Annotated in this window: 26 protein-coding genes; 8 read left to right on the top strand and 18 right to left on the bottom strand. The window is 70.6% G+C overall.

Features of this window, described 5'->3' with window-relative positions:
• The 7 genes from QH270_RS12275 to sigE all read right to left on the bottom strand — a co-directional run.
• On the bottom strand, positions 1-585 hold a 585-nt coding region (locus QH270_RS12275; RefSeq protein WP_280341069.1), incomplete at its 3' end, for an XdhC family protein.
• A 90-nt stretch (positions 586-675) separates the two neighbouring features.
• Positions 676-1,218, bottom strand: coding sequence for a hypothetical protein (locus QH270_RS12280; protein WP_280341071.1), 543 nt, complete (start codon positions 1,216-1,218; stop codon positions 676-678).
• Between the two features lie 114 nt (positions 1,219-1,332).
• On the bottom strand, positions 1,333-2,190 hold the full coding sequence (locus QH270_RS12285) for a hypothetical protein (RefSeq protein ID WP_233000537.1): 858 nt from the start codon (positions 2,188-2,190) through the stop codon (positions 1,333-1,335).
• A gap of 173 nt (positions 2,191-2,363) precedes the next feature.
• A complete protein-coding gene (gene tatB, locus QH270_RS12290) occupies positions 2,364-2,783 on the bottom strand; it encodes a Sec-independent protein translocase protein TatB (RefSeq protein ID WP_280341074.1) in 420 nt (139 codons plus the stop codon).
• 33 nt (positions 2,784-2,816) lie between these two features.
• The gene (locus QH270_RS12295) at positions 2,817-4,352 is read right to left on the bottom strand and encodes a S1C family serine protease (protein ID WP_280341076.1); all 1,536 of its coding nucleotides are present in this window, start codon (positions 4,350-4,352) and stop codon (positions 2,817-2,819) included.
• A gap of 10 nt (positions 4,353-4,362) precedes the next feature.
• On the bottom strand, positions 4,363-4,731 hold the full coding sequence (locus QH270_RS12300) for a zf-HC2 domain-containing protein (RefSeq protein WP_280341079.1): 369 nt from the start codon (positions 4,729-4,731) through the stop codon (positions 4,363-4,365).
• Positions 4,732-4,790: 59 nt separating this feature from the next.
• Positions 4,791-5,444 (bottom strand): RNA polymerase sigma factor SigE, encoded by a 654-nt coding sequence (sigE, locus tag QH270_RS12305; protein ID WP_280341082.1) that lies wholly within the window; start codon positions 5,442-5,444, stop codon positions 4,791-4,793.
• A gap of 374 nt (positions 5,445-5,818) precedes the next feature.
• Here sigE and QH270_RS12310 point away from each other — a divergent pair, with 374 nt between their 5' ends.
• Complete coding sequence (locus QH270_RS12310; RefSeq protein ID WP_110036597.1) at positions 5,819-6,451, top strand: O-methyltransferase; 633 nt, start codon at positions 5,819-5,821, stop codon at positions 6,449-6,451.
• Here QH270_RS12310 and glgC read toward each other — a convergent pair.
• Positions 6,448-7,665 carry a glucose-1-phosphate adenylyltransferase gene (gene glgC, locus QH270_RS12315; protein ID WP_110036596.1) on the bottom strand — a complete coding sequence of 406 codons (1,218 nt, stop codon included), beginning with the start codon at positions 7,663-7,665 and terminating at the stop codon, positions 6,448-6,450. The two genes, QH270_RS12310 and glgC, sit on opposite strands and share 4 nt — an antisense overlap.
• A gap of 110 nt (positions 7,666-7,775) precedes the next feature.
• On the opposite strand from glgC, the gene glgA reads away from it, so the two are divergent.
• Entirely contained in the window at positions 7,776-8,942 is a 1,167-nt protein-coding gene (glgA, locus tag QH270_RS12320) for a glycogen synthase (protein WP_280341119.1), read from the top strand.
• 279 nt (positions 8,943-9,221) lie between these two features.
• On the opposite strand, the gene QH270_RS12325 is transcribed toward glgA, so the two are convergent.
• The 9 genes from QH270_RS12325 to QH270_RS12365 all read right to left on the bottom strand — a co-directional run bounded on the left by QH270_RS12325 (position 9,222) and on the right by QH270_RS12365 (position 16,769).
• A complete protein-coding gene (locus QH270_RS12325; protein ID WP_280341122.1) occupies positions 9,222-10,061 on the bottom strand; it encodes a putative RNA methyltransferase in 840 nt (279 codons plus the stop codon).
• A 14-nt stretch (positions 10,062-10,075) separates the two neighbouring features.
• Positions 10,076-10,243 carry a DUF3117 domain-containing protein gene (locus QH270_RS12330; protein WP_011211259.1) on the bottom strand — a complete coding sequence of 56 codons (168 nt, stop codon included), beginning with the start codon at positions 10,241-10,243 and terminating at the stop codon, positions 10,076-10,078.
• Between the two features lie 80 nt (positions 10,244-10,323).
• Positions 10,324-10,956 carry a DNA-3-methyladenine glycosylase I gene (locus QH270_RS12335; protein WP_280341085.1) on the bottom strand — a complete coding sequence of 211 codons (633 nt, stop codon included), beginning with the start codon at positions 10,954-10,956 and terminating at the stop codon, positions 10,324-10,326.
• A complete protein-coding gene (locus QH270_RS12340; RefSeq protein ID WP_280341089.1) occupies positions 10,953-11,273 on the bottom strand; it encodes a DivIVA domain-containing protein in 321 nt (106 codons plus the stop codon). Before QH270_RS12340 ends, QH270_RS12335 begins: the two co-directional genes overlap by 4 nt.
• 38 nt (positions 11,274-11,311) lie before the next feature.
• The gene (locus QH270_RS12345; RefSeq protein WP_280341091.1) at positions 11,312-12,448 is read right to left on the bottom strand and encodes an Mrp/NBP35 family ATP-binding protein; all 1,137 of its coding nucleotides are present in this window, start codon (positions 12,446-12,448) and stop codon (positions 11,312-11,314) included.
• Between the two features lie 20 nt (positions 12,449-12,468).
• Positions 12,469-13,326, bottom strand: a complete 858-nt coding sequence (locus QH270_RS12350) for a lytic transglycosylase domain-containing protein (RefSeq protein ID WP_280341094.1) — start codon at positions 13,324-13,326, stop codon at positions 12,469-12,471.
• 65 nt (positions 13,327-13,391) lie between these two features.
• Positions 13,392-14,753, bottom strand: coding sequence for a lytic murein transglycosylase (locus QH270_RS12355; RefSeq protein WP_280341097.1), 1,362 nt, complete (start codon positions 14,751-14,753; stop codon positions 13,392-13,394).
• A gap of 136 nt (positions 14,754-14,889) precedes the next feature.
• Positions 14,890-15,480 (bottom strand): DUF1003 domain-containing protein, encoded by a 591-nt coding sequence (locus QH270_RS12360; protein WP_280341100.1) that lies wholly within the window; start codon positions 15,478-15,480, stop codon positions 14,890-14,892.
• Positions 15,477-16,769, bottom strand: coding sequence for a magnesium transporter MgtE N-terminal domain-containing protein (locus QH270_RS12365; RefSeq protein WP_280341102.1), 1,293 nt, complete (start codon positions 16,767-16,769; stop codon positions 15,477-15,479). Before QH270_RS12365 ends, QH270_RS12360 begins: the two co-directional genes overlap by 4 nt.
• A 33-nt stretch (positions 16,770-16,802) precedes the next feature.
• Between QH270_RS12365 and QH270_RS12370 the strand changes: the two genes are divergently transcribed.
• Genes QH270_RS12370 through QH270_RS12380 form a run of 3 tightly spaced genes read left to right on the top strand, consistent with a single transcriptional unit; the run spans position 16,803 to position 18,852 of the window.
• Entirely contained in the window at positions 16,803-17,759 is a 957-nt protein-coding gene (locus QH270_RS12370; RefSeq protein ID WP_280341105.1) for an HpcH/HpaI aldolase/citrate lyase family protein, read from the top strand.
• 12 nt (positions 17,760-17,771) lie between these two features.
• Positions 17,772-18,266 (top strand): general stress protein, encoded by a 495-nt coding sequence (locus QH270_RS12375; RefSeq protein WP_110036587.1) that lies wholly within the window; start codon positions 17,772-17,774, stop codon positions 18,264-18,266.
• A 4-nt stretch (positions 18,267-18,270) separates the two neighbouring features.
• The gene (locus QH270_RS12380; RefSeq protein WP_280341107.1) at positions 18,271-18,852 is read left to right on the top strand and encodes a suppressor of fused domain protein; all 582 of its coding nucleotides are present in this window, start codon (positions 18,271-18,273) and stop codon (positions 18,850-18,852) included.
• On the opposite strand, the gene QH270_RS12385 is transcribed toward QH270_RS12380, so the two are convergent.
• On the bottom strand, positions 18,849-19,925 hold the full coding sequence (locus QH270_RS12385; protein WP_432420349.1) for a magnesium and cobalt transport protein CorA: 1,077 nt from the start codon (positions 19,923-19,925) through the stop codon (positions 18,849-18,851). The two genes, QH270_RS12380 and QH270_RS12385, sit on opposite strands and share 4 nt — an antisense overlap.
• A gap of 77 nt (positions 19,926-20,002) precedes the next feature.
• Between QH270_RS12385 and QH270_RS12390 the strand changes: the two genes are divergently transcribed.
• The 3 genes from QH270_RS12390 to QH270_RS12400 all read left to right on the top strand — a co-directional run.
• Complete coding sequence (locus QH270_RS12390) at positions 20,003-20,857, top strand: PHP domain-containing protein (RefSeq protein WP_280341110.1); 855 nt, start codon at positions 20,003-20,005, stop codon at positions 20,855-20,857.
• Positions 20,854-21,120 carry a hypothetical protein gene (locus tag QH270_RS12395; protein WP_280341113.1) on the top strand — a complete coding sequence of 89 codons (267 nt, stop codon included), beginning with the start codon at positions 20,854-20,856 and terminating at the stop codon, positions 21,118-21,120. Before QH270_RS12390 ends, QH270_RS12395 begins: the two co-directional genes overlap by 4 nt.
• Before the next feature lie 51 nt (positions 21,121-21,171).
• Positions 21,172-22,280, top strand: a 1,109-nt coding sequence (locus QH270_RS12400; protein WP_280341116.1) for an FAD-binding protein, incomplete at its 3' end; no start/stop codon positions are given.

A 22,280-nucleotide genomic window follows, 5' to 3' on the forward strand; every position in this document is an offset into this window, starting at 1 on the left:
CCCCGCGGGGGCCGCGGGGCGGGGGGGGGGGGGGGGGGGGGGGGCCCGCGCCGCCGCCGGGGGCCCCCGCCCCCACAACCCCCCCCCCCCCCCCCGCCCCCCCCCCCCCCCCCCCCCCCCCGGGGGGGGGGGCCCCGCGTCCTGGCCGAGCCCTCGCCGTGGTTCGACCCGGTCGGGGTACAGCAGTGCCCGATCCGGCGCCGACTCCAGCGTCGTCGCGTAGGCGACCGCCTCCCCGGCCCGCAGTGCGGTGGACAGCGCGCGCAGCAGCGGCAGCGCGGTCCGGTCGAGCCGCTCGACGAACACCTCGATCTCACCGCCGCAGGGCAGCCCGACCGCGAGTTCGTCGGCGGCCGCGAAGCGTTCGATGCTCGCCACCCCGTCGCGTAAGACGCCGTCTGCCGTGGCCATGATCGAGGATTCGACGCAGCCGCCCGAGAGCGACCCGATCACCAGCCCGTCCGGGGTCACGGCCATCGCCGCGCCGGTCTCGCGCGGTCCGGCACCGGTCCGGTCGACGATCCTGGCGAGCGCGACCGGCCCGTCGGGCAGCAGCTCGAGCACCTGTTCCAGCAGCTCGCGCATCGCACACCGGACCTTCCCCGGCCACCGTGGCGGTGTTGTGACCGTGCGGTCCAGCCTAGCTACCGCGCAGCGTCCGCGCGTGGTGAGCGATCAGTCGAGGATCTCGCGCTGCTGCAGTTCGACGGGGACGACACCGTCGTGGAAGAAGTCGCGGAAGATCGGCGCGGCCAGCTCGGCGGTGAACACCTCGTCGGGGTAGACGTAGGTGTCCTCGTCACCGTGCGGCAGGTAGACCGTCGGCAGGCCGAGCCTGCTGCCGGGCAGACCGAGGGTGTAGCGGTACGCGACGTGGTCGATGGTCCGCCGCAGCTGCAGCGTCATCGCGTCGGCGGATCCGGCGCACCACAGCGCGAGTTCCCCGCGCGCGGCGCTCACCGCGGCGGTGATCTCGGTGGCGGGCATCGGCTCGGGCAGCACCGTCAGATCGAGCGCGTAGCGCTGACGGCCGTCCAGGCGGCGCAACGGGCGCAGGAAGCTGTCCACGTCCTCCTGCGGGCCGATGAAGACCTTCAGGCGATCGCTGTAGGTCAGCCGATGGGTCGCGACGACCGGTTCTCCCGGAGTGGGATCGGGGGAGCCTGCCGCGCGAACGGGCAGCACCCGGCACGCGCTGGCCTCGGGAGACGAGAACATGTGAAGCTCACCTACTCACTCGGTTACTCGCTAGCAATCTAACCATCGTTGTCGCTCTGTGAACAATAACAGTAGCGTGATCGAAGTCACTAAAGATGGTGAGTTTAGATTCAGCTATGGACGAGCCCGGGTCGTAGCCAACCTAGGGTCTGTTTCGTGCCGATAGACCGGGGTCAGAAGATCCGCGTCCACCGGTTCTCCGGTAGCTCGGTCATAGCGGACGGCAATGAGAACCGAGAACAAATGACTGCTGGCCCGCTCGTGCAGTGTCGCGAGACGGGTCGCCAGCAACCGGATCGCACCCAGTGAGCCGGGTGGATGCAGGCCGTCGATGAGCATCACGCTGCCGCGCCGGTCCGGCCGGGGCAGCCGGGCCAGGTACGCGATGTCGTGCGGTTCGGTGCCGCCGGGCCGGTAGACGCGCCGCGCGGCCCTGTCCTCGATCCCGCGCCGCGTATCGCCCGCCCTGGTGACGGTCCGGCGCAGCCGGGGATCGGCCACCACCAGCTGGCGCAGGCTGGGGGAGAGTTCGGGGCCGCCGAGCACGACCAGCCCGTCGCGATTGAGATCGACGGGTCTCCCCGGGAGGAAGGTCTCCACAGACGCCACGAAGCCCAACTGCCGGAGCAGCTCGGCCAGTCGTTGCGCCGCGGCCGGATCGGGGGCGCCGAGCAGCCTGCCCGCGCGCACCTCCGGCGCGAGCACGGTCAGCGAGCCGTGCCCGAAGAAGAGTCCCTCCGGCACGGGGCCCTGCGTGCTGACCTGATGGATCCGCGCACGGGAGAGTCCGGCGGCGGCGCCGATCCTGGCGAAGGTCCAGCCCTCGGCATGGAGTTCCCGGATCACGGCTCGCCGGATCCTGGTGAGTTCGTTGATGGTCTGCTGGGCAGCCGCCACCCCGTCGGTGGCTGCTTTGAGTCTTTCGACCTTGTCTTCGATCGCGAAGACTCGTGCCACGTCATCGGCCGACATGTGCGAAGTCTAGACAGCTCGACAGCATTCCGTGTCTATATCGGTTGACATCGAACTGTCTTGCGGCACAAGGGCAGTCATGCCCAGATTGTCGGCAATCACAGTCTGCCGAGGTAGTCGAGGCCCTGCCGGTACCGCGCGACTTCGTGGCAAATGCCGACCGTGCGGTGTGCTCAGGTGGCGTCGAAGTCGATCGGCGGTCGCTCGTTGGGGTTCAGCGGCTTGGACAGCGAGGGCGCCGAGGGGGTCCCCGGCATGCCGCTGCTCGTGCCGAACAGTTCCTTCTTGTCGGGCACGGCGCTCTCCAGATCGCGCAGGATCTTGTCGTCGCCGTTGAGCAGGTGCTTGGTGACCGCGGCGCGCGGGGTCATCCCGCGCAGCTCGTTGAGCTCGGCCAGCGGCTTGCGCAGCTCGTCGAACTCCGGCCCCAGTTCCTGCTTCAGCTGCGTGGTGGCGCCGCTGGCGTAGTCGCGCACCTGGCGCAGGGACTGCGTGGTCCACCGGACGGCGCCGGGCAGGCGCTCCGGGCCGAGGATCACGAGGGCGGCGACGAGCAGGATCATCATCTCGCTCCACCCGATGTTGCTGAACACGGATCCAGGTTACCCGGCGCGCGGCGCCTCAGCTCAGTCGGATTCCAGCGTCACAGGCACGTCCACCTGCCTGCCGTCGCGGATCAACTGCACGTTCACCGTCTCGCCGATCTTGCGCGCCTGCACCGCGACGACCAGCTCGTCCGGATTGGTGACCTCCCGATCGCCGATCTTGACGATCACATCGCCCTCGACGATTCCCGCCTTGGCGGCCGGGCTGCCGGGCGCGACATCGGCCACGGCCGCACCGCTCATCACCTCGTTGGCGACGGTCTTGGTGCGCGCGCTCAGGCCGATCACCGGGTGGTGCATCTGGCCCTCGCGGATCAGGGTCTGGGTGACGGTGGTCATCACGTCGACCGGGATGGCGAAGCCGAGGCCCACCGAACCGCCGGTCTCGCTGCGAATGGCGGTGTTGATGCCGACGACGCGGCCCTCCATGTCGACCAGCGCGCCACCGGAGTTACCGGGATTGATCGCCGCGTCGGTCTGCACGGCGTCGATCACGGCGTTGGTGTCGCTGCCCTCGCCGGCGAGTTTCACCGGGCGGTGCAGGGCGCTGACGATGCCGGAGGTGACGGTCTTGCTCAGGCCGAGCGGCGAACCGACCGCGAGCACGTCGTCGCCGACCTGCACGTCGGCGGACTTGCCCAGGGTGGCCACGGTCAGGTTCTTGGCCTCGACCTTGAGCACGGCCAGGTCGGTCTTGGGATCGCGGCCGACGATCTCGGCGGGCACCCTGGTGCCGTCGGAGAACTGCACCTGGATCGCGGCCCGATCGGACTTGTCGGTCGCGGCCATCGAGATGACGTGATTGTTGGTGACCACGTACCCGCCGCCGTCGATGACGACGCCCGAGCCGGTCGCGCCGTTGTCGCCGACGGTCACGCGGATCGAGACCACTGACGGCAGTACGGCATTGGCGACGGCGGCGATCCGGCTGTGCGGCTCCTCGATGCCCGCGCTCTGGTCGAGGGTGACCTTGCGCGAGGTCAGCGTGGACGCGGTCTCGGCGGTGATCCGCCCGACCAGTCCGCCGAGCACGGCGATGCCGAGGGCGAGCGCGGCCAGCACGGCCAGTGCCTTGGGGGCCACGCGCGAGCCGAACAGGACCTCGCGGGCGGACAGTTTCGGGGCGACGGGCAGGCGTTCGGCGGCCGTGGTTGGCACGGCGGGCGCGCCGAGGCGGGCACCCGCGGCCGGATCGCGCCAGGGATCGACCGGACCGGCGATGACCGTGCTCGGCTCGTCGGACCCGGGCTCGCGCTGCAACAGCTCGTCGGAGCCGGCGGGGCGGGCGAACGCCTCGGCCAGCACCCCGTCCGGCGGACGCTGGGTGACCAGCTGATCGGCGTCGGCCTGCTTGTCGGGCAGCTTCGTCTCGTGCGGCGCGAACGAGCCGGTCTGGCCGTTCGGGCGGCGGAACGCGCGCGCGGTATGGCTGTCGATGTGCGGCCGGTAGACCGGACGCGGGCCCAGGTTCGGCGCGTCCGACGGCCGCAGGTTCCCCCGGTCGGCCGCCGAATCCGCGTGTTCGGTCGATCCGGAATTCGTCGATTCGCCTGTCACGTCCGAGACTCTACTTGCGCCGCCAGGTTGTCCACCGGGTCGCGGTGAAGGAATCGGTGATGAATCCGAGAAATGCCTCGTTACGGCGCGGCGGTTCGGGCGAGGTGCCGGGCAGTTCGGCCAGCGGGATCCGGGTCAGGCTGTCGTGCAGGCTGCGCGGCACGGCCACCTCGGCGGCCCGGCGCAGCGCGATGCGCGCCTGCTGCTGGGCGTCGACCTCGGCCGCGCATTCCGGGCAGACCGAAAGGTGCTGGGCGGCGCGCAGATACGCGTTCATCCGCAGCTCGCCGTCGACGTAGGCCGCGATCGCCTCGCTGGCCAGGTGCTCGGTGGGCTGGAAACGCGGGCGACGACCGGATGCACTGGGTTCCACACTCATGCGGAGTCTTTCCTTCCGACCGACATCAACCGAGAGCCCGGGTGACGTCGCGAACGGCCTCACCCTGCGTAGGCGTCAGCGGAGTACCGCTGCTCAGTTCCATTATGCGCAAGGTACTCGCGCAGTGCCTGGCGCCCACGGTGGATGCGGCTGCGCACGGTGCCGAGCTTGACGCCGAGCGTCGCGCCGATCTCCTCGTAGGACAGGCCCTCGATGTCACACAGGACCACGGCGGCACGGAACTCCGGCGCCAGCGCGTCCAGCGCTTTCTGCAGGTCGGGGTCCAGGCGCGCGTCGTGGTAGGACTCCTCGGGAGTCGGCCCCTCGGCGGGCACGCGGTCGTAGTCCTCGGGCAGCGCCTCCATGCGGATGCGGTTGCGGCGGCGGACCATGTCCAGGAACAGGTTGGTGGTGATGCGGTGCAGCCAGCCCTCGAAGGTGCCCGGCTGGTAGTTCTGCAGCGAGCGGAACACCCGGATGAAGGTCTCCTGGGTGAGGTCCTCGGCGTCCTGCGCGTCGCCGGAGAGGCGATAGGCCAGGCGATACACCCGGTCGGCGTGCTCGCGGACCAGTTCGTCCCAGGACGGCATGACGGTGCGATCGCCGGTCGCGTCGAAGGCCGCGGTGCCGGTGAGTTCGGCCTCGATCTCGTCACCGTCGACGGCGGTGAGTGGCTGTTCGGGCAGTATGGCGTGACGCGCCGTGTCTACCATCGGGATGGGACACCTCCTACTCGGGACCGCTGGCACGAAACCACGCCGGTCCGGGTCAGCGAACCTTGCAACCGGAATCAACCAGCAACTGTCTGTGGTTGTTCCCGGGTCTCGTACCCGCCGCGATCGGCTGGTCTTGCGTAGGGCAACTATTTCCTGCCCCGATATGGGCCAGGTGTGGAGATCCTGAGTGTGACCTGAGAATCCGTGCCGGACCCGACCTTAACCCCGCCGGCACCGGAAAAGCAGCAGTTCGGAGCCCTTCGTGACCGTTCCGCAAACCTTCGGCAATTGCCGGGTTTCGCGACGACACTCACCGGCACCGCCGCTTTCGCTGAATACACAGACCCCTCCCGTGACATAGCCTCTTAGCTGTGGCATCGAACGTGGAGCGCAACCTGACTTATGTGGAGGAGTCCGTCGTCGAGGACGAAGTCCTGCTCGACGCGCGCGAACGGGCCACCGAGCTGGGCGCGGCGCCCGTGCCCGCCTCCGTCGGCGCCCTGCTGAGCATGTACGCGCAGATGCTGGGCGCCCGCGCGGTCGTCGAGATCGGTACCGGGGCCGGGATCAGCGGATTGTGGCTGCTCGACGGCATGCGCGAGGACGGCACCCTCACCACGATCGACTCCGAGCCCGAGCACCAGCGCGCCGCCAAGGAGGCCTTCCGCACGGCCGAGATCGCCCCGGCCAGGACCCGGCTGATCAACGGCCGCGCGCTCGACGTGCTGCCCCGCCTCGCCGACGGCGCCTACGACCTCGTCTTCGTCGACGCCTCGCCCATGGAACACCCGCACTACGTGGAGCAGGGAGTCCGCCTGCTGCGCGAGGGCGGTGCGTTCATCCTGCACAACGCGCTGCTCGGCGGGCGCGTGCCCGATCAGGCCCAGCGCGACCCGGCCACCCAAGCCGTGCGCGCGGCGACCAGGGCGATCGCCGAGAATCCCGAACTCACCAGCGTGCTGATCCCGATCGGGGACGGCCTGCTCTGCGCCTCGCGGGGCTAACCCACCCAGATGCCCTTGCCGACGGTGACCACGCCGCCGTGGCTCACCGCGAAACGCTCCCGATCGCGTTCCAGGTCGACGCCGATGATCTCGCCTTCGCCGACCACTACGTTCTTGTCCAGAATGGCGTGCCGCACCACCGCGCCCTTGCCGATCCGCACGCCGGGCATGAGCACGCTGCCCTCGACGGTGGCGCCGTCGTCGATCATCACGTTCGAGCTGAGCACGGAATTGCGGACGGTGGCGGCCGACAGGATCGACCCGGCGCCCACGATCGACTCCTGGGCCAGGCCGCCGCGTGCGAACTTGGCCGGCGGCAGGTTCTCCGCCGCGCCGCGGATCGGCCAGTGCTTGTTGTAGAGGTTGAACACCGGGTGCACCGACACCAGGTCCATGTGCGCGTCGTAGAAGGCGTCGATGGTGCCGACATCGCGCCAGTAGCCGCGGTCGCGTTCGGTGGCGCCGGGCACGTCGTTGTCGGCGAAGTCGTAGACGGCCGCCTTGCCCTCGGCGACCAGCGACGGAATGATGTCGCCGCCCATGTCGTGATCGGAGTCGGAGTTCTCGGCGTCGGCGCGGATGGCGTCGACGAGCACGCGGGTGGTGAAGACGTAGTTGCCCATCGACGCGAACGTCATGTTCGGGTCGTCGGGAGTGCCGGGCGGATGCGCGGGCTTCTCCAGGAACTGGGTGATCCGGCCGGACTCGTCGGAGTCGATGCAGCCGAACGCGCTCGCCTCACTGCGCGGCACCCGGATCCCCGCGACCGTCACGCCGGCGCCGGAGGCGATGTGGCTGGCCACCATCTGCTCGGGGTCCATCCGGTACACGTGGTCGGCGCCGAAGACCACGATGTAGTCGGGGTCCTCGTCGTAGATCAGGTTGAGCGACTGCATGATCGCGTCGGCGCTGCCGGTGTACCAGCGCGGCCCGAGCCGCTGCTGCGCCGGCACCGGGGTGATGTACTCACCGGTGAATCCGGACAGCCGCCAGGTCTGGGAGATGTGCCGGTCCAGCGAGTGCGACTTGTACTGGGTGAGGACGCACAGGCGCAGATATCCGGCGTTGACGAGATTGCTGAGGACGAAATCGATCAGCCGGTACGCGCCGCCGAAAGGCACGGCGGGCTTGGCACGGTCTGCGGTGAGCGGAAACAGTCGTTTGCCCTCGCCACCGGCGAGCACGATCCCGAGTACGTGCGGCTGGCTCCTCACCCTGCTCAAAGTACAGGCTGGGCGGCACAACGGTGGCTCATGTCGACCCGAGGGTCTAATTTGGACCAGTGAGTTCTGGCACCGACAGCCCCCAGGCGGAGACGGACCCGCTGCGAGTCGCGATGCTGACCCGGGAGTATCCGCCGGAGGTCTACGGCGGGGCGGGCGTCCATGTCACCGAACTCACTTCCCGGCTGCGGGATCTGGCCGAGGTGACGGTCCACTGCATGGGCGCGCCGCGCCACGGCGCCGTCGTGCACCGGCCCGATCCGGAGCTCTACGCCGCCAATGCCGCGCTGCAGATGATGTCGGCGCAACTGCGGATGGCCGACGCGGTGGGCACCGTCGACGTGGTGCATTCGCACACCTGGTATTCGGGGTTGGCCGGCCACCTCGCCGGTGCGCTCTACGGCATCCCGCACATCCTCACCGCGCACTCGCTGGAACCGCGCAGGCCGTGGAAGGCCGAGCAACTCGGCGGCGGGTACCGGCTCTCGTCCTGGTCGGAACGCAATGCGATGGAGTACGCCGACGCCGTCATCGCGGTGAGCGAGGGCATGCGCCACGATGTGCTCGACGCCTACCCGGCGATCGATCCGGGCCGGGTCCACGTGGTGCACAACGGGATCGACGCGAGCGTGTGGCATCCCGGCCCGCCCGCCGGCGAAGACCCGCCCGTGCTCGAACGGCTCGGCGTGCGCGCCGACGCGCCGATCGTGTCGTTCGTCGGCCGGATCACCCGGCAGAAGGGCGTCGGCCATCTGCTCGCCGCCGCCGCCGATTTCGACCCGGACATCCAGCTCGTGCTGTGTGCGGGCGCCGCCGACACCAGGGAGCTCGAGCTCGAGGTCGCCGCCGCCGTCGACGGATTGCAGGCCCGGCGGGGCAACGTGTTCTGGGTGCGGGAGATGCTCCCGACCGAGCAGGTGCGCCAGATCCTGACCGCGTCCACGGTGTTCGTGTGTCCCTCGGTGTACGAGCCGCTCGGCATCGTCAACCTCGAGGCGATGGCCTGTGCGACCGCGGTCGTCGCCTCGGATGTGGGTGGGATTCCCGAGGTCGTCGCCGACGGTGGGACCGGGCGGCTGGTGCACTACGACGCCGCCGACACCGCCGAATACGAGCGAGGGCTGGCCGCCGCGGTGAACGCGGTCGCCGGCGATCCGGCCCTGTCCGCGCGCTACGGCGAGGCAGGACGGGCCCGGGCTATCGCCGAATTCGACTGGGCGCGGATCGCCGAGCAGACCGTCGAGGTGTACCGGAGTGTGCTGCGCTGACCGTGCGGCACCGGGGGCGTCGCGATCGGCGGAATTCCGTGTGCGTATCGGGTGAGCCCGTGCCGTCGGGGCCGTCGATGGGTGGCGAGTCGCCGGGGGAGACCGTCGAGGCGTCCCGGTTCCGCCACCGACCTGCGTGGTGCGGCGGACGGCGACCACCAAGCCGTGTTCCCGGCGGCCGCAGGTTCTTCGGGCGGCGGGATGTGGACCGAGGCGTGCCGATCTGTGCGGGTGCGGCGGATTTTGCCGCCCCGCGTGCGCACGGCGGCCGCGGGGTCGTCAGGCGGCGGGGGCGTAGACCGAGACGTCGACCGAGGCGGTGACCTCCGTGGTGTCCGGGAGAGCGGCGATGCGTGGGTCGTCGGTGGGGGTGCCGTGGAAGGCCGACGGGCCCATCGCGATGACGTTGGTGACGTCGTGCCGGGAAAGCTTCATCGGGAACTCGACCAGGGTGTGGGAGATCCGGGTGAAGGTGCCTGCGAGGGAGTCGGCCAGGCGCCGTTCCTTGTCCGGGTCGACGCGCACCATGTCGAGGGGGCCGACCAGCTCGCCCAGGTGCCGCGCGGTGGGGGTGACCACGACGAAACGGCCGCCGAGGGCGAGCACGCGGGCCACCTCGGCGGGGTTGCGCGGCGCGAAGACCGACAGCACACCGGCGAGGGCGTTGTCGCGGATCGGTAGCCCGCGCCAGGCGTCGGCCAGGACCGAGGCCATCCGGGGATGGGCGCGGGCGGCCCGTCGCGCTGCGGGCTTGGACACGTCGAGCGCGATCCCCCGCGCCTGAGGTTCGGCGGACAGCACCTCGCCGAGGTAGTACCCGGTGCCCGCGCCGACCTCGAGGATCACGCAGCCAGGCGATGCCTGGACGCCGGTGGCCGTGGCGCCGAACGCGCGCGCGACGGCGGCGGCGACGGGGGCGAAGTGTCCCGCGCTCTGGAAGGCCGCGCGGGCATCGAGCATGTCGGCGGTGTCGCCGGTCATCTTCGTCGACGCACCGGTCAGCAGCCCGACATAGCCCTGGCGGGCGATGTCGAAGCTGTGCCGGGTGCCGCAGCGCAGCGCACGATCGTGCGCGCGCAGTTCCGCTCCGCACTCCGGGCAGGCCAGGAGTGCGGCCAGCTCGGTGAGTGCCGTCAGCTCGTGACGCTCTTCAGTTCGTCACCGAGCGCCGCAGCCTCGTCCGGTGTGAGTTCGACGACCAGACGCCCGCCACCCTCGAGTGGAACCCGCATGACGATTCCACGACCTTCCTTGGTTGCCTCGAGGGGACCGTCCCCGGTACGGGGCTTCATGGCCGCCATCCTCTGCTCCCTCCAGATCTGCGCGGTCGAGTGCGCACCTGTTCTCTGGCTCGCCGGGTGTTCGGCGGGCCACACCGGTCCTATTCTTCCCTATTGCCGACTCGGGCGGACACCTGAGTACGAAATGTGACCGCCGGGTCGGTTCCGTCCGCGGCCGCGCGCACCCAGCAAACAGCCAGGTGATCGTCCACCATTCCGGTCGCCTGCATCAGGGCGTACGCCGTCGTCGGGCCGACGAAAGCGAAGCCGCGGCGCTTCAATTCCTTTGCCAGAGCAATGGATTCGGGGGTCGTCGCGGGAACGTCCGCATTCGTCGCCGGGCGCGGGCGTGGCGCGGGCGCGAACGACCACAGCAGCTCGTCCAGGCTCACCGGCAGGTCCCGAGCAACCTTCGCGTTGGCGATCGCCGCGTCGATCTTGGCGCGGTTGCGCACGATCCCCGCGTCGGCCATGAGCCGGGCGCGATCGTCGTCACCGAACTCGGCGACCTTCGCGATCTCGAAGCCGGCGAAGGCCGCGCGGAAGGCGGGTCGTTTGCGCAGGATCGTGATCCAGGCCAGGCCGGACTGGAACGCCTCGAGACACAGCCGTTCGAACAGCGCGTCGTCGCCGTGCAGGGGTTTGCCCCACTCGGTGTCGTGATAGTCGCGGTAGAGCTGGGAGCCGCCCGCCCAGGTGCAGCGGACGAGCCCGTCGTCGGCGAGTTCGGTCACGGTCGTTCCTGGCCGGCCGCCACCTGGGCCTGCCACTGCCGCACCTGCGCCAGCTCGAACTCGAGCTCGTCGATCCGCTCGGCCAGCCTGCCGAGCGCCCAGTCGACCTCACCGGCCTTGTAGCCGCGCACCACCTGCTGGAAACGCAGCGCGCGCACATCGGCGCCGGTGACGCCCTGGGCGGGCAGCACCGTGGCGGTCGTGCCCTCGGGTAACGGGCCCAGTTCCTCGGACCGCCCGAACACGGCACTGGCCACGAGGAACAGCATCGCCGCGACAAGTCCGACGATGAGCACGTAGAGCAGCAGCGTCAGCATGTGCACAGCCTAGGCAACCCCACCGACAACTCCCGGTTCTACAGATGGCGGGTGGTATCGATGCCCAGCGACATGCCCGCCAGGCCGCGCTTGCGGACGGCGAGCTTGTCGGCCACTCCGCGCAGGGCCTTGGCGGCCGGATTGTCCGGGTCGGCGAGCACGATCGGGGTGCCCGCGTCGCCGCCCTCGCGCAGCGCCTGCTCGATCGGGATCTGGCCGAGCAGCGGCACGGTGGCGCCGACCGCGCGGGTCAGCCGATCGGCGACGACCTGGCCGCCGCCGGAGCCGTAGAGCTCCATCCGCGAGCCGTCGGGCAGGTCGAGCCAGGACATGTTCTCCACCACACCCGCGATCCGCTGCCGCGTCTGCAGGGCGATGGCGCCCGCGCGCTCGGCGACCTCGGCGGCCGCGATCTGCGGGGTGGTGACGACCAGGATCTCGGCGCCGGGGATCAGCTGCGCGATGGAGATGGCGACGTCGCCGGTGCCGGGCGGCAGGTCGAGCAGCAGCACGTCCAGATCGCCCCAGAACACGTCGGCGAGGAACTGCTGCAGCGCGCGGTGCAGCATCGGACCGCGCCACACCACGGGCGTGTTGCCCTGGGTGAACTGCGCGATCGAGATCATCTTCACGTCGTGGGCGATGGGCGGCATGATCATCCGCTCCACCTGGGTGGGCTTGGCGTCGGAGCCGAGCATGCGAGGGATGGAGTGGCCGTAGATGTCGGCGTCGAGCACGCCGACCGACAGGCCGCGCTGGGCCAGCGCGACGGCCAGGTTCGCGGTGACGCTGGACTTGCCGACACCGCCCTTGCCGGAGGCGACGGCGTACACCCGGGTGAGCGAGCCGGGCTGGGCGAACGGGATCACCGGCTCGGCGGAGTCGCCGCGCAGCGACTTGCGCAGCTCGGTGCGCTGCTCGTCGCTCATCACGTCGAGATCCACGGTCACCGCGCCCGCGCCGGGCACATCGGCGACGGCCTTGGTGACCCGCTGGACGATCTCGGTCCGCAGCGGGCATCCCGAGGTGGTCAGGTACACCTCGACGTGCACGTCACCGCTCTCGGCGATGGCGATGGACTTGACCATGCCCAACTCGGTGATCGGCTTGCGGATCTCCGGGTCGTCGACCTTCGCGAGCGCCGCCCGCACATCCGCTTCCGTAATCACTGGCATATGCCCGATTTTATGCTCCCTCAGATTCGGGGGAGGTCTTGGGGCTTCGGGGCGAGGCCGCTCGAGTACGAGCCGGACCAGGCCATGACGTTGGCCACGTAGGCCATCGAGTTGTTGTAGCGCAGGATCGCCTTGGACTGCTGGGAGAGGTCGCGCATGTTCAGGCCGCCGTCGCAGAGGTAGCGGCCCGCGGTGAGCGCGGCGTCGAAGAGGTTCTGCGGATCGGAGATGCCGTCGTGGTTGCCGTCGGCGGCGTAGCGGTGCCACGTCTCGGGCAGGAACTGCATGGGGCCGATGGCGCGGTCGTAGCCGCCCAGCCCGTCGAGCTCACCGCCGTCGCTGTCGTAGATGACGTTGTTGCCGTAGAGGCTGCCGTCGAGGACCGGGCCGTAGACGGCCTTGATCGGATTGCCGTCCGCGTCGGCCTTGCCGTATGCGTGCGTGGACTCCACCCGGCCGATACCGGCCAGCAGCGACCAGGACATGCCGCAGGTCGGATTCTCCACGGCCAGTTGCTCTTCGGCGTTCTGGTAGGCCGCGACCGCGATGCCGGGAATGCCGAGCGGTCCGGCGGGCAGATCGCTGGCGGCCCGATCGTCGGGCAGCGCAACGGTTTTCACCACCGGATTGGCGGCGGGGGAGAGGCGGGCCTCCGCGTGCTCGACCGCGGCCACCTCGGCCTGCGGTGCGGCGACGAGGTCGGGCGCTGCCTCGGAATCGACGCCGGGCAGGTCGTGCTCGACGGCCGCGGTCGTCGCGGTGCTCGCGTCGGTCGCCGCGGCGGTGACGGCCACGAGTCCGGCGGGAACCAATCCGGTCAGGGCGATGAGCGAGCTACGTCGAACCGTTGTCGCAGGCTGTTTCCGATGACGACCCATGCCCCGAGATTACCGCACCCGAGACCTTTTTGTTACCCCCTTGTGATCTGAATTTCGGTTTGATCTCAGGGCGCCGGCGGGGCGGGCGGCAGCGGGATAACGATGTTGAACGGCAACGTGATTCCGGGCTGCGGGGTCGGCGTGGGAGCGGCAGGCGCGGGCGCCGGTTCCTCGGTCGCCTCGATGCCGGGCTCGGGCGTCTTCTCCGGTACGGGCTCCGCCTTCTCGACGGGTGCGGGCACCGGCTCCGCGGTGGCCGGGGTGCACACCGGCGCGTTCGCCTGCTGATCGTTCGCCTGCTCGGGCTGCGCCGGATCCTTCGGTGCCGCAGCGCCGAACGTCTGCTCGACCGGCTTGCCCGGCTCGACCGGATTCGGCATCTGCGCGGGCACCGGCTCGCTCACGCAGTCCTGCGGCGGGGCGACGGGCGCCGGGCAGAAGATGCCGCACGGGATCGGCGGCAGGCCGGGCAGCGTGATCATCACCTGTGTCGGCGTGGTGACCTTCGGGGTGTTGGGGGGCAGCTGGTTGGTCGTCGACGGCGGCGCCGCGGTCACGGGCGCGTCGGTCGAGGCGGCCAGCACGTTCGGCGAGACCATCGGCGCGCTGCCCGGCGGCACGATGTCGGGCGAGATCGTGACCTGACTCGGCGCGCCACCGGTGCGGTACGCGGCCGACCAGCTCAGCACATTGGCCGCGTAGGACATCGAGTTGTTGTAGCGCAGCACCGCGCGCAGTTCCTGCGCGGCGTCGCGCAGGTTCAGCCCGCCCGAGCAGAGGTACTTGCCCGCACCGAGCGCGGCGTCGAAGACGTTGTGCGGGTCGGTGACGCCGTCGCCGTTGCCGTCGGCGGAGTAGTGCGCCCAGGTGCTCGGCAGGAACTGCATCGGGCCGACGGCCCGGACGAAGCCGCCGTCGGCCTCCTTGATGATCTCGTTGCCCGGCAGGGTGCCGTCGAGCGCCGGTCCGAAGATCGGCGTGGTCGAGGTGCCCGCGGCGTCGGTGCGGCCGTTGCTGGCGTGCCCGGATTCGATGCGGCCGATCCCCGCCAGCAGGTTCCAGGTGAGCCCGCAGCCCGGCTGCGCCGTCTCCAGCGCCAGCTCGGCATTGCGATAGGCGGCGAGCACGATCTCCGGGATGCCGAGCGCGCCGCTGCCGGTGGGCAGCGAGATGCTCTGCAGGGGAACGGTTCCGGCGAAGGGCGCCTGGCTGTTCGCGGACGGGGTGAGCGCGCGCAGTTTGCGCGGCGCCTCCTGGGCGATCGGCAGCAGCCCGACGACCTCGGACGGATCGGTTTCCGGCGTGTCCTCGGTGCTGCTCGCGGCGGCGGCGAGCAGGGCCTCCGGTGCGGTGGGCGCCTTGCTCGGCGTCGCGGTCTGCACGGACGACCCGGACGCGACGAGTCCGGCGACGACAAGGGCCGACATTGTTATCGGAGCAGAGATTCGCATTGCGGCCACACCAATCTTCGTCGAAGCAGCGGCCCGCAAGTCCCCCTCCGGCCCGCCCGGAACAACGTGACCCAGGTTACCTACCGGTCAGGTAGTTGTTGAGCATTTCCGGTTACTCGTCTGAACCACCTGGTGAAACCGGGTTGGGAGTGGGTGTTTGACCGGAGGTTTTCTTGCGCGCGGGCTTCCGCTTCTTTTCCGGCTTCGGCGCGCCGTCGGGCGTGGTAACCGCATCGATGCGGTCGAGGACCTCCTTGATCTCCTCCAGCTCGCGGCGCAGATAGTCGCGGGTGGCGACATCGCCGACGGCCAGCCGCAGCGAAGCCAGTTCGCGGGCCAGGAATTCGGTGTCCGCCTTGGTCTGCGCGGCCCGGCTGCGGTCCTCCTCGAGCGAGACCTTGTCGCGGTTGTCCTGCCGGTTCTGCGCCAGCAGGATCAGCGGCGCCGCGTAGGCGGCCTGTGTGGAGAAGGCCAGGTTGAGCAGGATGAACGGGTACGGGTCCCAGCGCAGCGCGACCACGAACACGTTCAGGATGATCCAGACGATCACGATCACCGTCTGGATCGCGAGATATCGCCCGGTCCCGAGGAATCGGGCCACCTTCTCGCTGCTGCGCGCGAACGCCTCGGAGTCCCAGTCGAAACTGAACCGCGAACCGACCGGCGTCTCCAGCCGGGCGCGCGCCGGATTCTTCTCACTCACGCCGTCGTCCCTTCACCCATGTGCGCGAGCGGTTCCTCTTCCTCGCGCCAGTCCTCGGGCAGCAGATGATCGAGGACGTCGTCGACGGTCACCGCGCCGAGCAGATGGTTCTCCGCGTCGACGACCGGCCCGCACACCAGGTTGTAGGTGGCGAAGTAGCGGGTCACCGCCGAGAGCGGCAGCTCAGGTGACAGCGGCGTCAGATCGGCGTCGACGATCCCGCCGACCAGGTGCGCGGGCGGTTCCCGCAGCAGTTGCTGGATGTGCACGCAGCCCAGATAGCGGCCGGTCGGGGTGGCGGTGGGCGGCCGCACGACGAAGACCATCGAGGCCAGCGCGGGCGTGAGATCGGGATCGCGGACCCGGGCCAGCGCCTCGGCGACGGTGGTCGACGGGCCGAGCACGATCGGTTTGGGCGTCATCAGACCGCCCGCGGTGTCGGGGGAGTGCGCGAGCAGGCGGCGCACCGGTTCGGATTCCTCCGGGTCCATCAGGGCCAGCAGCGATTCGGCCTCGCTCTCGGGCAGCTCGCCGAGCAGGTCGGCGGCGTCGTCGGGGTCCATCGCCTCGAGCACGTCGGCGGCGCGGCGGACCTCGAGATGGCCGAGCAGGTCGACCTGGTCGTCGTCGGGCAGCTCCTGGACGACGTCGGCGAGGCGGCCGTCGTCGAGCGCGAGCGCCACCTCGACGCGCCGCTTCTCCGGCAGTTCGCGCAGCCGGTGCGCGACGTCGGCGGCACGGAGGCCCTCGAACTGTTCGAGCAGCGTGGTGACGTCCTGGCCCGGCCTGTCGACCTCGGCGGGGGTCAGCCCGTCGACCTGCGACCAGTCGACCACGTGCACGGCGCGCCTGCGCCCGATCCGGCGGTGTCCGCGCACCGCGACCCGGCCGATCACCCAGTCCCTGGTCCTGGTCTGCTCGATGCCGAGGTCGGCGACGAACACGTCTACGCCGTCCAGGTCGGGCAGGCCGGGATCGTTCACCCGCACCTGGGTGTCGACGATCTGGGCCAGCGCGAGCATCTCGCCGGGGCGCTGCGCGAAGCGGCGCAGGCTCACCGTGCCGGTGTTGAGCGTGACGATGCCGGGCTCGATCGCGGTGACTCGCAGCATCGGCACGAAAATCCGCCGCCGGGTGACCAATTCGACGACGAGGCCGTGCACGCGCGGTTGTTGACGCCCGTGCCGGACGGCCACGACGACGTCGCGGACCCGGCCGATAGACTCCCCGTCCGGGCCCAGCACCGTCAGACCGGCGAGCCGGGCAACGTACACCCTGGTGGTTGCCATGACCTTCAGGCTAGGCGAACAGAGGAGGAGCCCTTGCAGCCTCGCCGATCGGTGCTCGCCGTACCGGGCAGCAATCCCAAGATGATCGCCAAGGCCAAGGGCCTGCCGGTGGACGAGATATTCCTCGATCTGGAGGACGCGGTCGCGCCCGGCGCCAAGGCCGCGGCGCGCGCGAACATCGTCGCCGCGCTGAACGAACCCGGCTGGGGTTCGCAGTTGCGCGTGGTCCGGGTCAACGACTGGTCCACCGAGTGGACCTACGCCGACGTGATCATGGTGGTCGAGGGCGCCGGCGCGGCGCTGGACGCGATCCTGCTGCCCAAGGTCACCGATGCCGCCCAGGTGCAGGCGCTGGATCTGTTGCTGACCCAGCTGGAGAAGGCCAGCGGACTCGAGGTCGGGCGGATCGGGATCGAACCGCAGATCGAGAACGCCATCGGGCTGCGCAATATCGACGCCATCGCCACCGCGAGCCCGCGCGTGCAGGCCCTGGTGTTCGGCCCGGCCGACTTCATGGCCAGCATCAACATGCGCACCCTGGTGGTCGGCGAGCAGCCGGAGGGCTACGACGTCGGCGACGCCTACCACCACATCCTGATGACCATCCTGCTCGCCGCCCGCGCGCACGGACTGCAGGCGATCGACGGCCCCTACCTGCAGATTCGCGATATCGACGGCTTCCGCCGGGCTGCGGGCCGCACGGCCGCGCTGGGTTTCGACGGCAAGTGGGTGCTGCATCCGGGCCAGGTAGACGCGTGCAACGAGATCTTCAGCCCGCGCCAGGCCGACTACGACCGGGCGGAGCTGATTCTCGACGCCTATGCCTTCCACACCTCCGAGGCGGGCGGCGCGCGGGGAGCGGTGATGCTCGGCGATGAAATGATCGACGAGGCCAGCGCGAAGATGGCGCAGGTCATAGCGGACAAGGGCCGAGCAGCGGGAATGACGCGCACGACGCGTTTCACTCCACCACAGCCGGTCCCGGACTAGCAGAATGGGACTATGACGAATCCCTTGGGCAACCCGAATCGCGGACGGCAGGCGTTGCCGACGCCGCCGTCGGGCTGGCCGGTCGGCTCGTATCCGACCTACGCCGAGGCGCAGCGCGCGGTCGATTACCTGGCCGACGGACAGTTCCCGGTGCAGGACGTGACCATCGTCGGCGTCGACCTGATGCAGGTGGAGCGGGTGCTGTACCGGCTCACCTGGGGCAAGGTCATCGGCGGCGGCGTGGTGTCGGGTGCCTGGCTGGGCCTGTTCCTCGGCCTGCTGCTGAGCCTGTTCACCACCACCGGCGGTGCGCTGGGCCCGCTCGTGGTCGGCCTGCTCGGCGGCATCGTGTTCGGCGTGATCACCACCTCGATCCCATACGCCGCGACCCGTGGCCAGCGCGACTTCGCCTCGACGATGCAGCTGGTGGCCGGTCGCTACGACGTGCTGTGCGATCCGAAGACCGCCGAACGCGCCCGCGACATGCTCGCTCGATTGGCCCTGTGAGCCGATGGACGTGGTGAACACGGTCCGCACCGCGGTGCTGGACCACTTCGGGGTGGCGCGCGAGGCGGTCGACTCGGCCTCGGTGACCTTCCTCGGCCTGGAACCGATCGAGATCCTGCGCATCCCCGGCGCCGACGCCGTGCACTACGCGACGCTCGGCGGATCGCGTCACCCGATGGGCGATCCGGCCGACCTGCTCGCCGACCCGGTGCGCGGCCCGCGCGCCGAACTGGTGCTGTCGCTGCTGGCCTCGGCGGGACCGCAGGCCGGTGTCGCGCGGTCCCTCGGCGTGCTGGTCGCGACCCCGTCGGTGGAAGGTGTTGTGCTGCAGGCCGACGCCCTGCTGGATCTGGGAGAACCGTTGTGGCGCAATGCCGCGTTCACGGCGGTGCTGCTCGGGGAGAGCGAGATCGCCGAGGTCGCGCTGCCGGAACCCGCCGAGCCGGTGCGGTATTTCAGCGTCACCCCGGTGACCGCGACCGAGGCCGCCTGGGTGCGGGTCCGCGGCGCGCAGGCGCTACGTGAGGCCTGGGCCGAGGCGGGGATCGACGTGCGCGATCCCGATCGTGGCGCGGTGAACCTCTAGATCCACTTGTTGCGGCGGAAACTGCGGAACAGCAGGCCGCACAGCACGGCCATGATCAGCAGGACGACGGGGTAACCCGCGGGCTGGTGCAGCTCCCACATGTAGTCGAAGTTCATGCCGTAGACGCCGGCGATCATGGTCGGCACGGCGGCCATGGCGGCGTACGCGGCGATCTTGCGCATGTCGGTGCTCTGCTGAACGCTGATCTTGGCCAGCGCGGCATTGACCAGGCCGCTGAGCGATTCGTCGAAATAGGTGATCCGTTCGGTGACGCCGATGTGGTGATCGGCGACGTCGCGCAGATAGCGGCGGATCTCCTTGGGCACCGGCATGTCCAGGTTCTGCACCAGCGTCTGCAGCGGCGGCCCCAACGGCGCCACCGCCCTGCGCAATTCGACCACTTCGCGCTTGAGCTGATAGATCGACTCGATGCCGACCTTGGAGGCGGGCGTGAACACCGCCTCCTCCATCTCGTCGATGTCGGCCTCCACCGAATTGGCGACCTCGATGTAGGAGTCGACCACGTGGTCGGCGACGGCGTGCAGCACCGAGACGGGGCCGAGCCGCAACTGGTCGGGCACGGCCTCGAGTTCCCGGCGCACCCCGGCCAGTCCGGTGTGCTCGCCGTGGCGCACGGTGATGGCGAAGTGCGGGCCGGTGAAGACCATGATGTCGCCGGTCTCGACGATCTCGCTGATGGCGTGGATGTCGTGTTCGACGTAGCTGACCGTGCGCATCACCACGAACAGTGTGTTGTCGTAGCGCTCGAGCTTGGGCCGCTGACGGCCGTGCACCGCGTCCTCGACGGCCAGCGGGTGCAGGCCGAAGATCTCGGCGATATCGGCCATCTGGCCCTCGTCCGGATCGTGCAGGCCCACCCAGACGAAACCGTCCTCGGACTTGCCCGCCTCGGCCAGCGCCTGCCGCGGGGTGAAGTGCCCGCGCAGGCGTTCGCCGTCGACATAGACGCCGCAGTCCACGATGGCTCGTGCGGTCGGCACCGGGATCCGGGGCAGCGGTGGGGTGGCGCGCTGGGGTCCGCGGAACGAGGGCATCTGCGGTAGAGAAGGCACGAGGTGGATGCTACGGCCATCGGCGGACTAGGCGGCGGCGCGTACGTCAGGCGAGACCGCACTGTAAGACTGAAGGTGTGCGCATTGATCTGCATACCCATTCGACCGCCTCCGACGGCACGGACAGCCCGGCCGAGCTGGTGCGTCGCGCCGCCGCGGCGGGCCTGGACGTCGTCGCGATCACCGATCACGACACGACCGCGGGCTGGGCCGAGGCCGAGGCCGCCCGCCCGCCCGGCCTGACGCTGGTGCGCGGCATGGAGATGTCGTGCCAGGGGATGGGGGAGGACGGCTGGCCGGTCCCGGTGCATCTGCTGGCCTATCTCTTCGACCCCACCGACCAGGGGTTCGCCGAGGAGCGGGAACGGCTGCGCGCCGAGCGGGTGGCGCGGGTGCGCGCGATGGCCGACAAGATGGTGGCCGACGGACTGCCCATCGATCCCGACGCGGTGCTGGCCGGGGCCGGTCCGGCCGCGGGCCGTCCGCATCTGGCGCGGGCCCTGGTGGAGGCGGGCGTCGTCCCGAGTGTCGACGCCGCGTTCCAGGAGTTGCTCGCCCCGCACGGTCCGTACTACGCGGAGAAGGCCGACACCCCGCTCACCAGGGCGGTGCGGCTGATCGCCGCCGCGGGCGGGGTCAGCGTGCTCGCCCACGTGCGGGCCCGCAAGCGCGGCAGGCTGCTCGCGCTCGACGAGATCCGCGAGCTGGCCACGCTGGGCCTCGGCGGCCTCGAGATCGACCACCCCGACCACAGCGACGGCGATCGTGCTGTGCTGACCGACCTTTCGGCCGAACTCGGCCTGCTGCGCACCGGCTCGTCGGACTACCACGGCCGCAACAAGACCATCGAGATCGGCGCCTGCCGGACCGACCCCGAGCAGTTCGAGGCGCTGATCGGCAAGGCGAGCGGGGTGCCGGTGATCGCCCCGTGACGCTGGTGCGCGGGTTCAGCGGTCTGGTCGCGGGCGGCGTCGTCGTGCTGCTGTGCGTCGTGCTCGGCGCCGCGGTGATCGGCGCGCGCAGGGACTTTCCCGGGCCCGGCGCCGAATCGCTGACCTGGCATGTCATCGCGGCGGTGGCCGTGGTCGCGGCACAGATCTTCGCCGATCGGCATCGCGGCGTGGCCGCCTTCGCCGGCTCGGCGATCGTGCTGACGGTGACCGGTGTGCTGCTGTGGACACAATGGTGGGGTTGATGGGCGCGTAATGGTTGCGCCCGGGTGAACTGTGCTCGAATATCTCTCTTTGTGAGCAGCATCGAGACGGATGTTCTGATCCTCGGCGGTGGACCCGCCGGGCTCTGGGCCGCCGTCTCCGCCGCGACCGCGGGCGCGCGGGTGGTGCTGGTGGACAAGAGCCGCTGCGGCTCCAGCGGGCCGACCGTCTACGGCAGCACCGCGCTGTGGGACCTTCCGCCCGGACCGGCCAGGGCCGAGCGGGTGGCGGCGGCACTGCGCCGCGGCGGCGGCCTCGGTGACCCGGCCTGGCTGGACCGCGTCATCGACGAGACCCATGACCGGTTGCGGACCTGGCCGGGCGCCCGGCACCGCGCGCCCGGCACCGCCGACGCCGATCCGTCGGTGCTGCACCTCGACGGCGCCAGCTACCTGCGCAGACTGCGTCGCGGCGCGCTGGAGCTCGGCGTGCGCGTCCTCGATCATCACCCGGCGCTGCACCTGCTCGTCGACGGGGCGGGCACGGTCGTCGGCGCCGCGGGGGTCCAGCGGCACAACCGGTTCCGCCCGTGGACGATCCTGGCGGGCGCGGTGGTGCTGGCCACCGGCGGCTGCGCGTTCCTGTCCGGCGGCGCAGGCACCGAGGTGAACACGGGCGAGGGCCTGCTGATGGCGGTCGAAGCGGGTGCGCAGCTGTCCGGCATGGAATTCTCCGGCGCCTACGGACTCGCGCCGGTGTTGTCGCGGGTGCACCCGAATCCGGCTGTCGCGCCCGGACTCTCGGTGCGCTTCGCCGCGCTCTACGACGAGGACGGCGCGGAACTGCCCGGCGGATATCAGGCCACGCTGGCCGCGCTCGCGGACGGGCGCCGGGTCTTCGCCGCGCTGCACGAGGTGCCCGACACGGTGCGGCACTGGCTCGGCAGGCACGGCGCCGTCGACGCGGCGGGCCGGGTGCCGGTGCGCGCGGTGCTCACCGGGACGGTCGCGGGCTCCGGTGGTCTGGCGCTGGCCGGACCCGACTGCCGCAGCACCGTGCCCGGGCTCTTCGCCGCGGGCGCGGTCGCGGGCCGCGAGGTCGTCGCGGGCGCCGCGGGCGCGACCGGCGGGGTGGCGGGGGCCGGCCCGGCGAAAGTTGGCCCGCCGCAAGTCAGGTCGCGAGCCCCGGACCGGGGGGGGGT

Source organism: Nocardia neocaledoniensis, assembly GCF_029868625.1.
Taxonomy (GTDB): domain Bacteria; phylum Actinomycetota; class Actinomycetes; order Mycobacteriales; family Mycobacteriaceae; genus Nocardia; species Nocardia neocaledoniensis_A.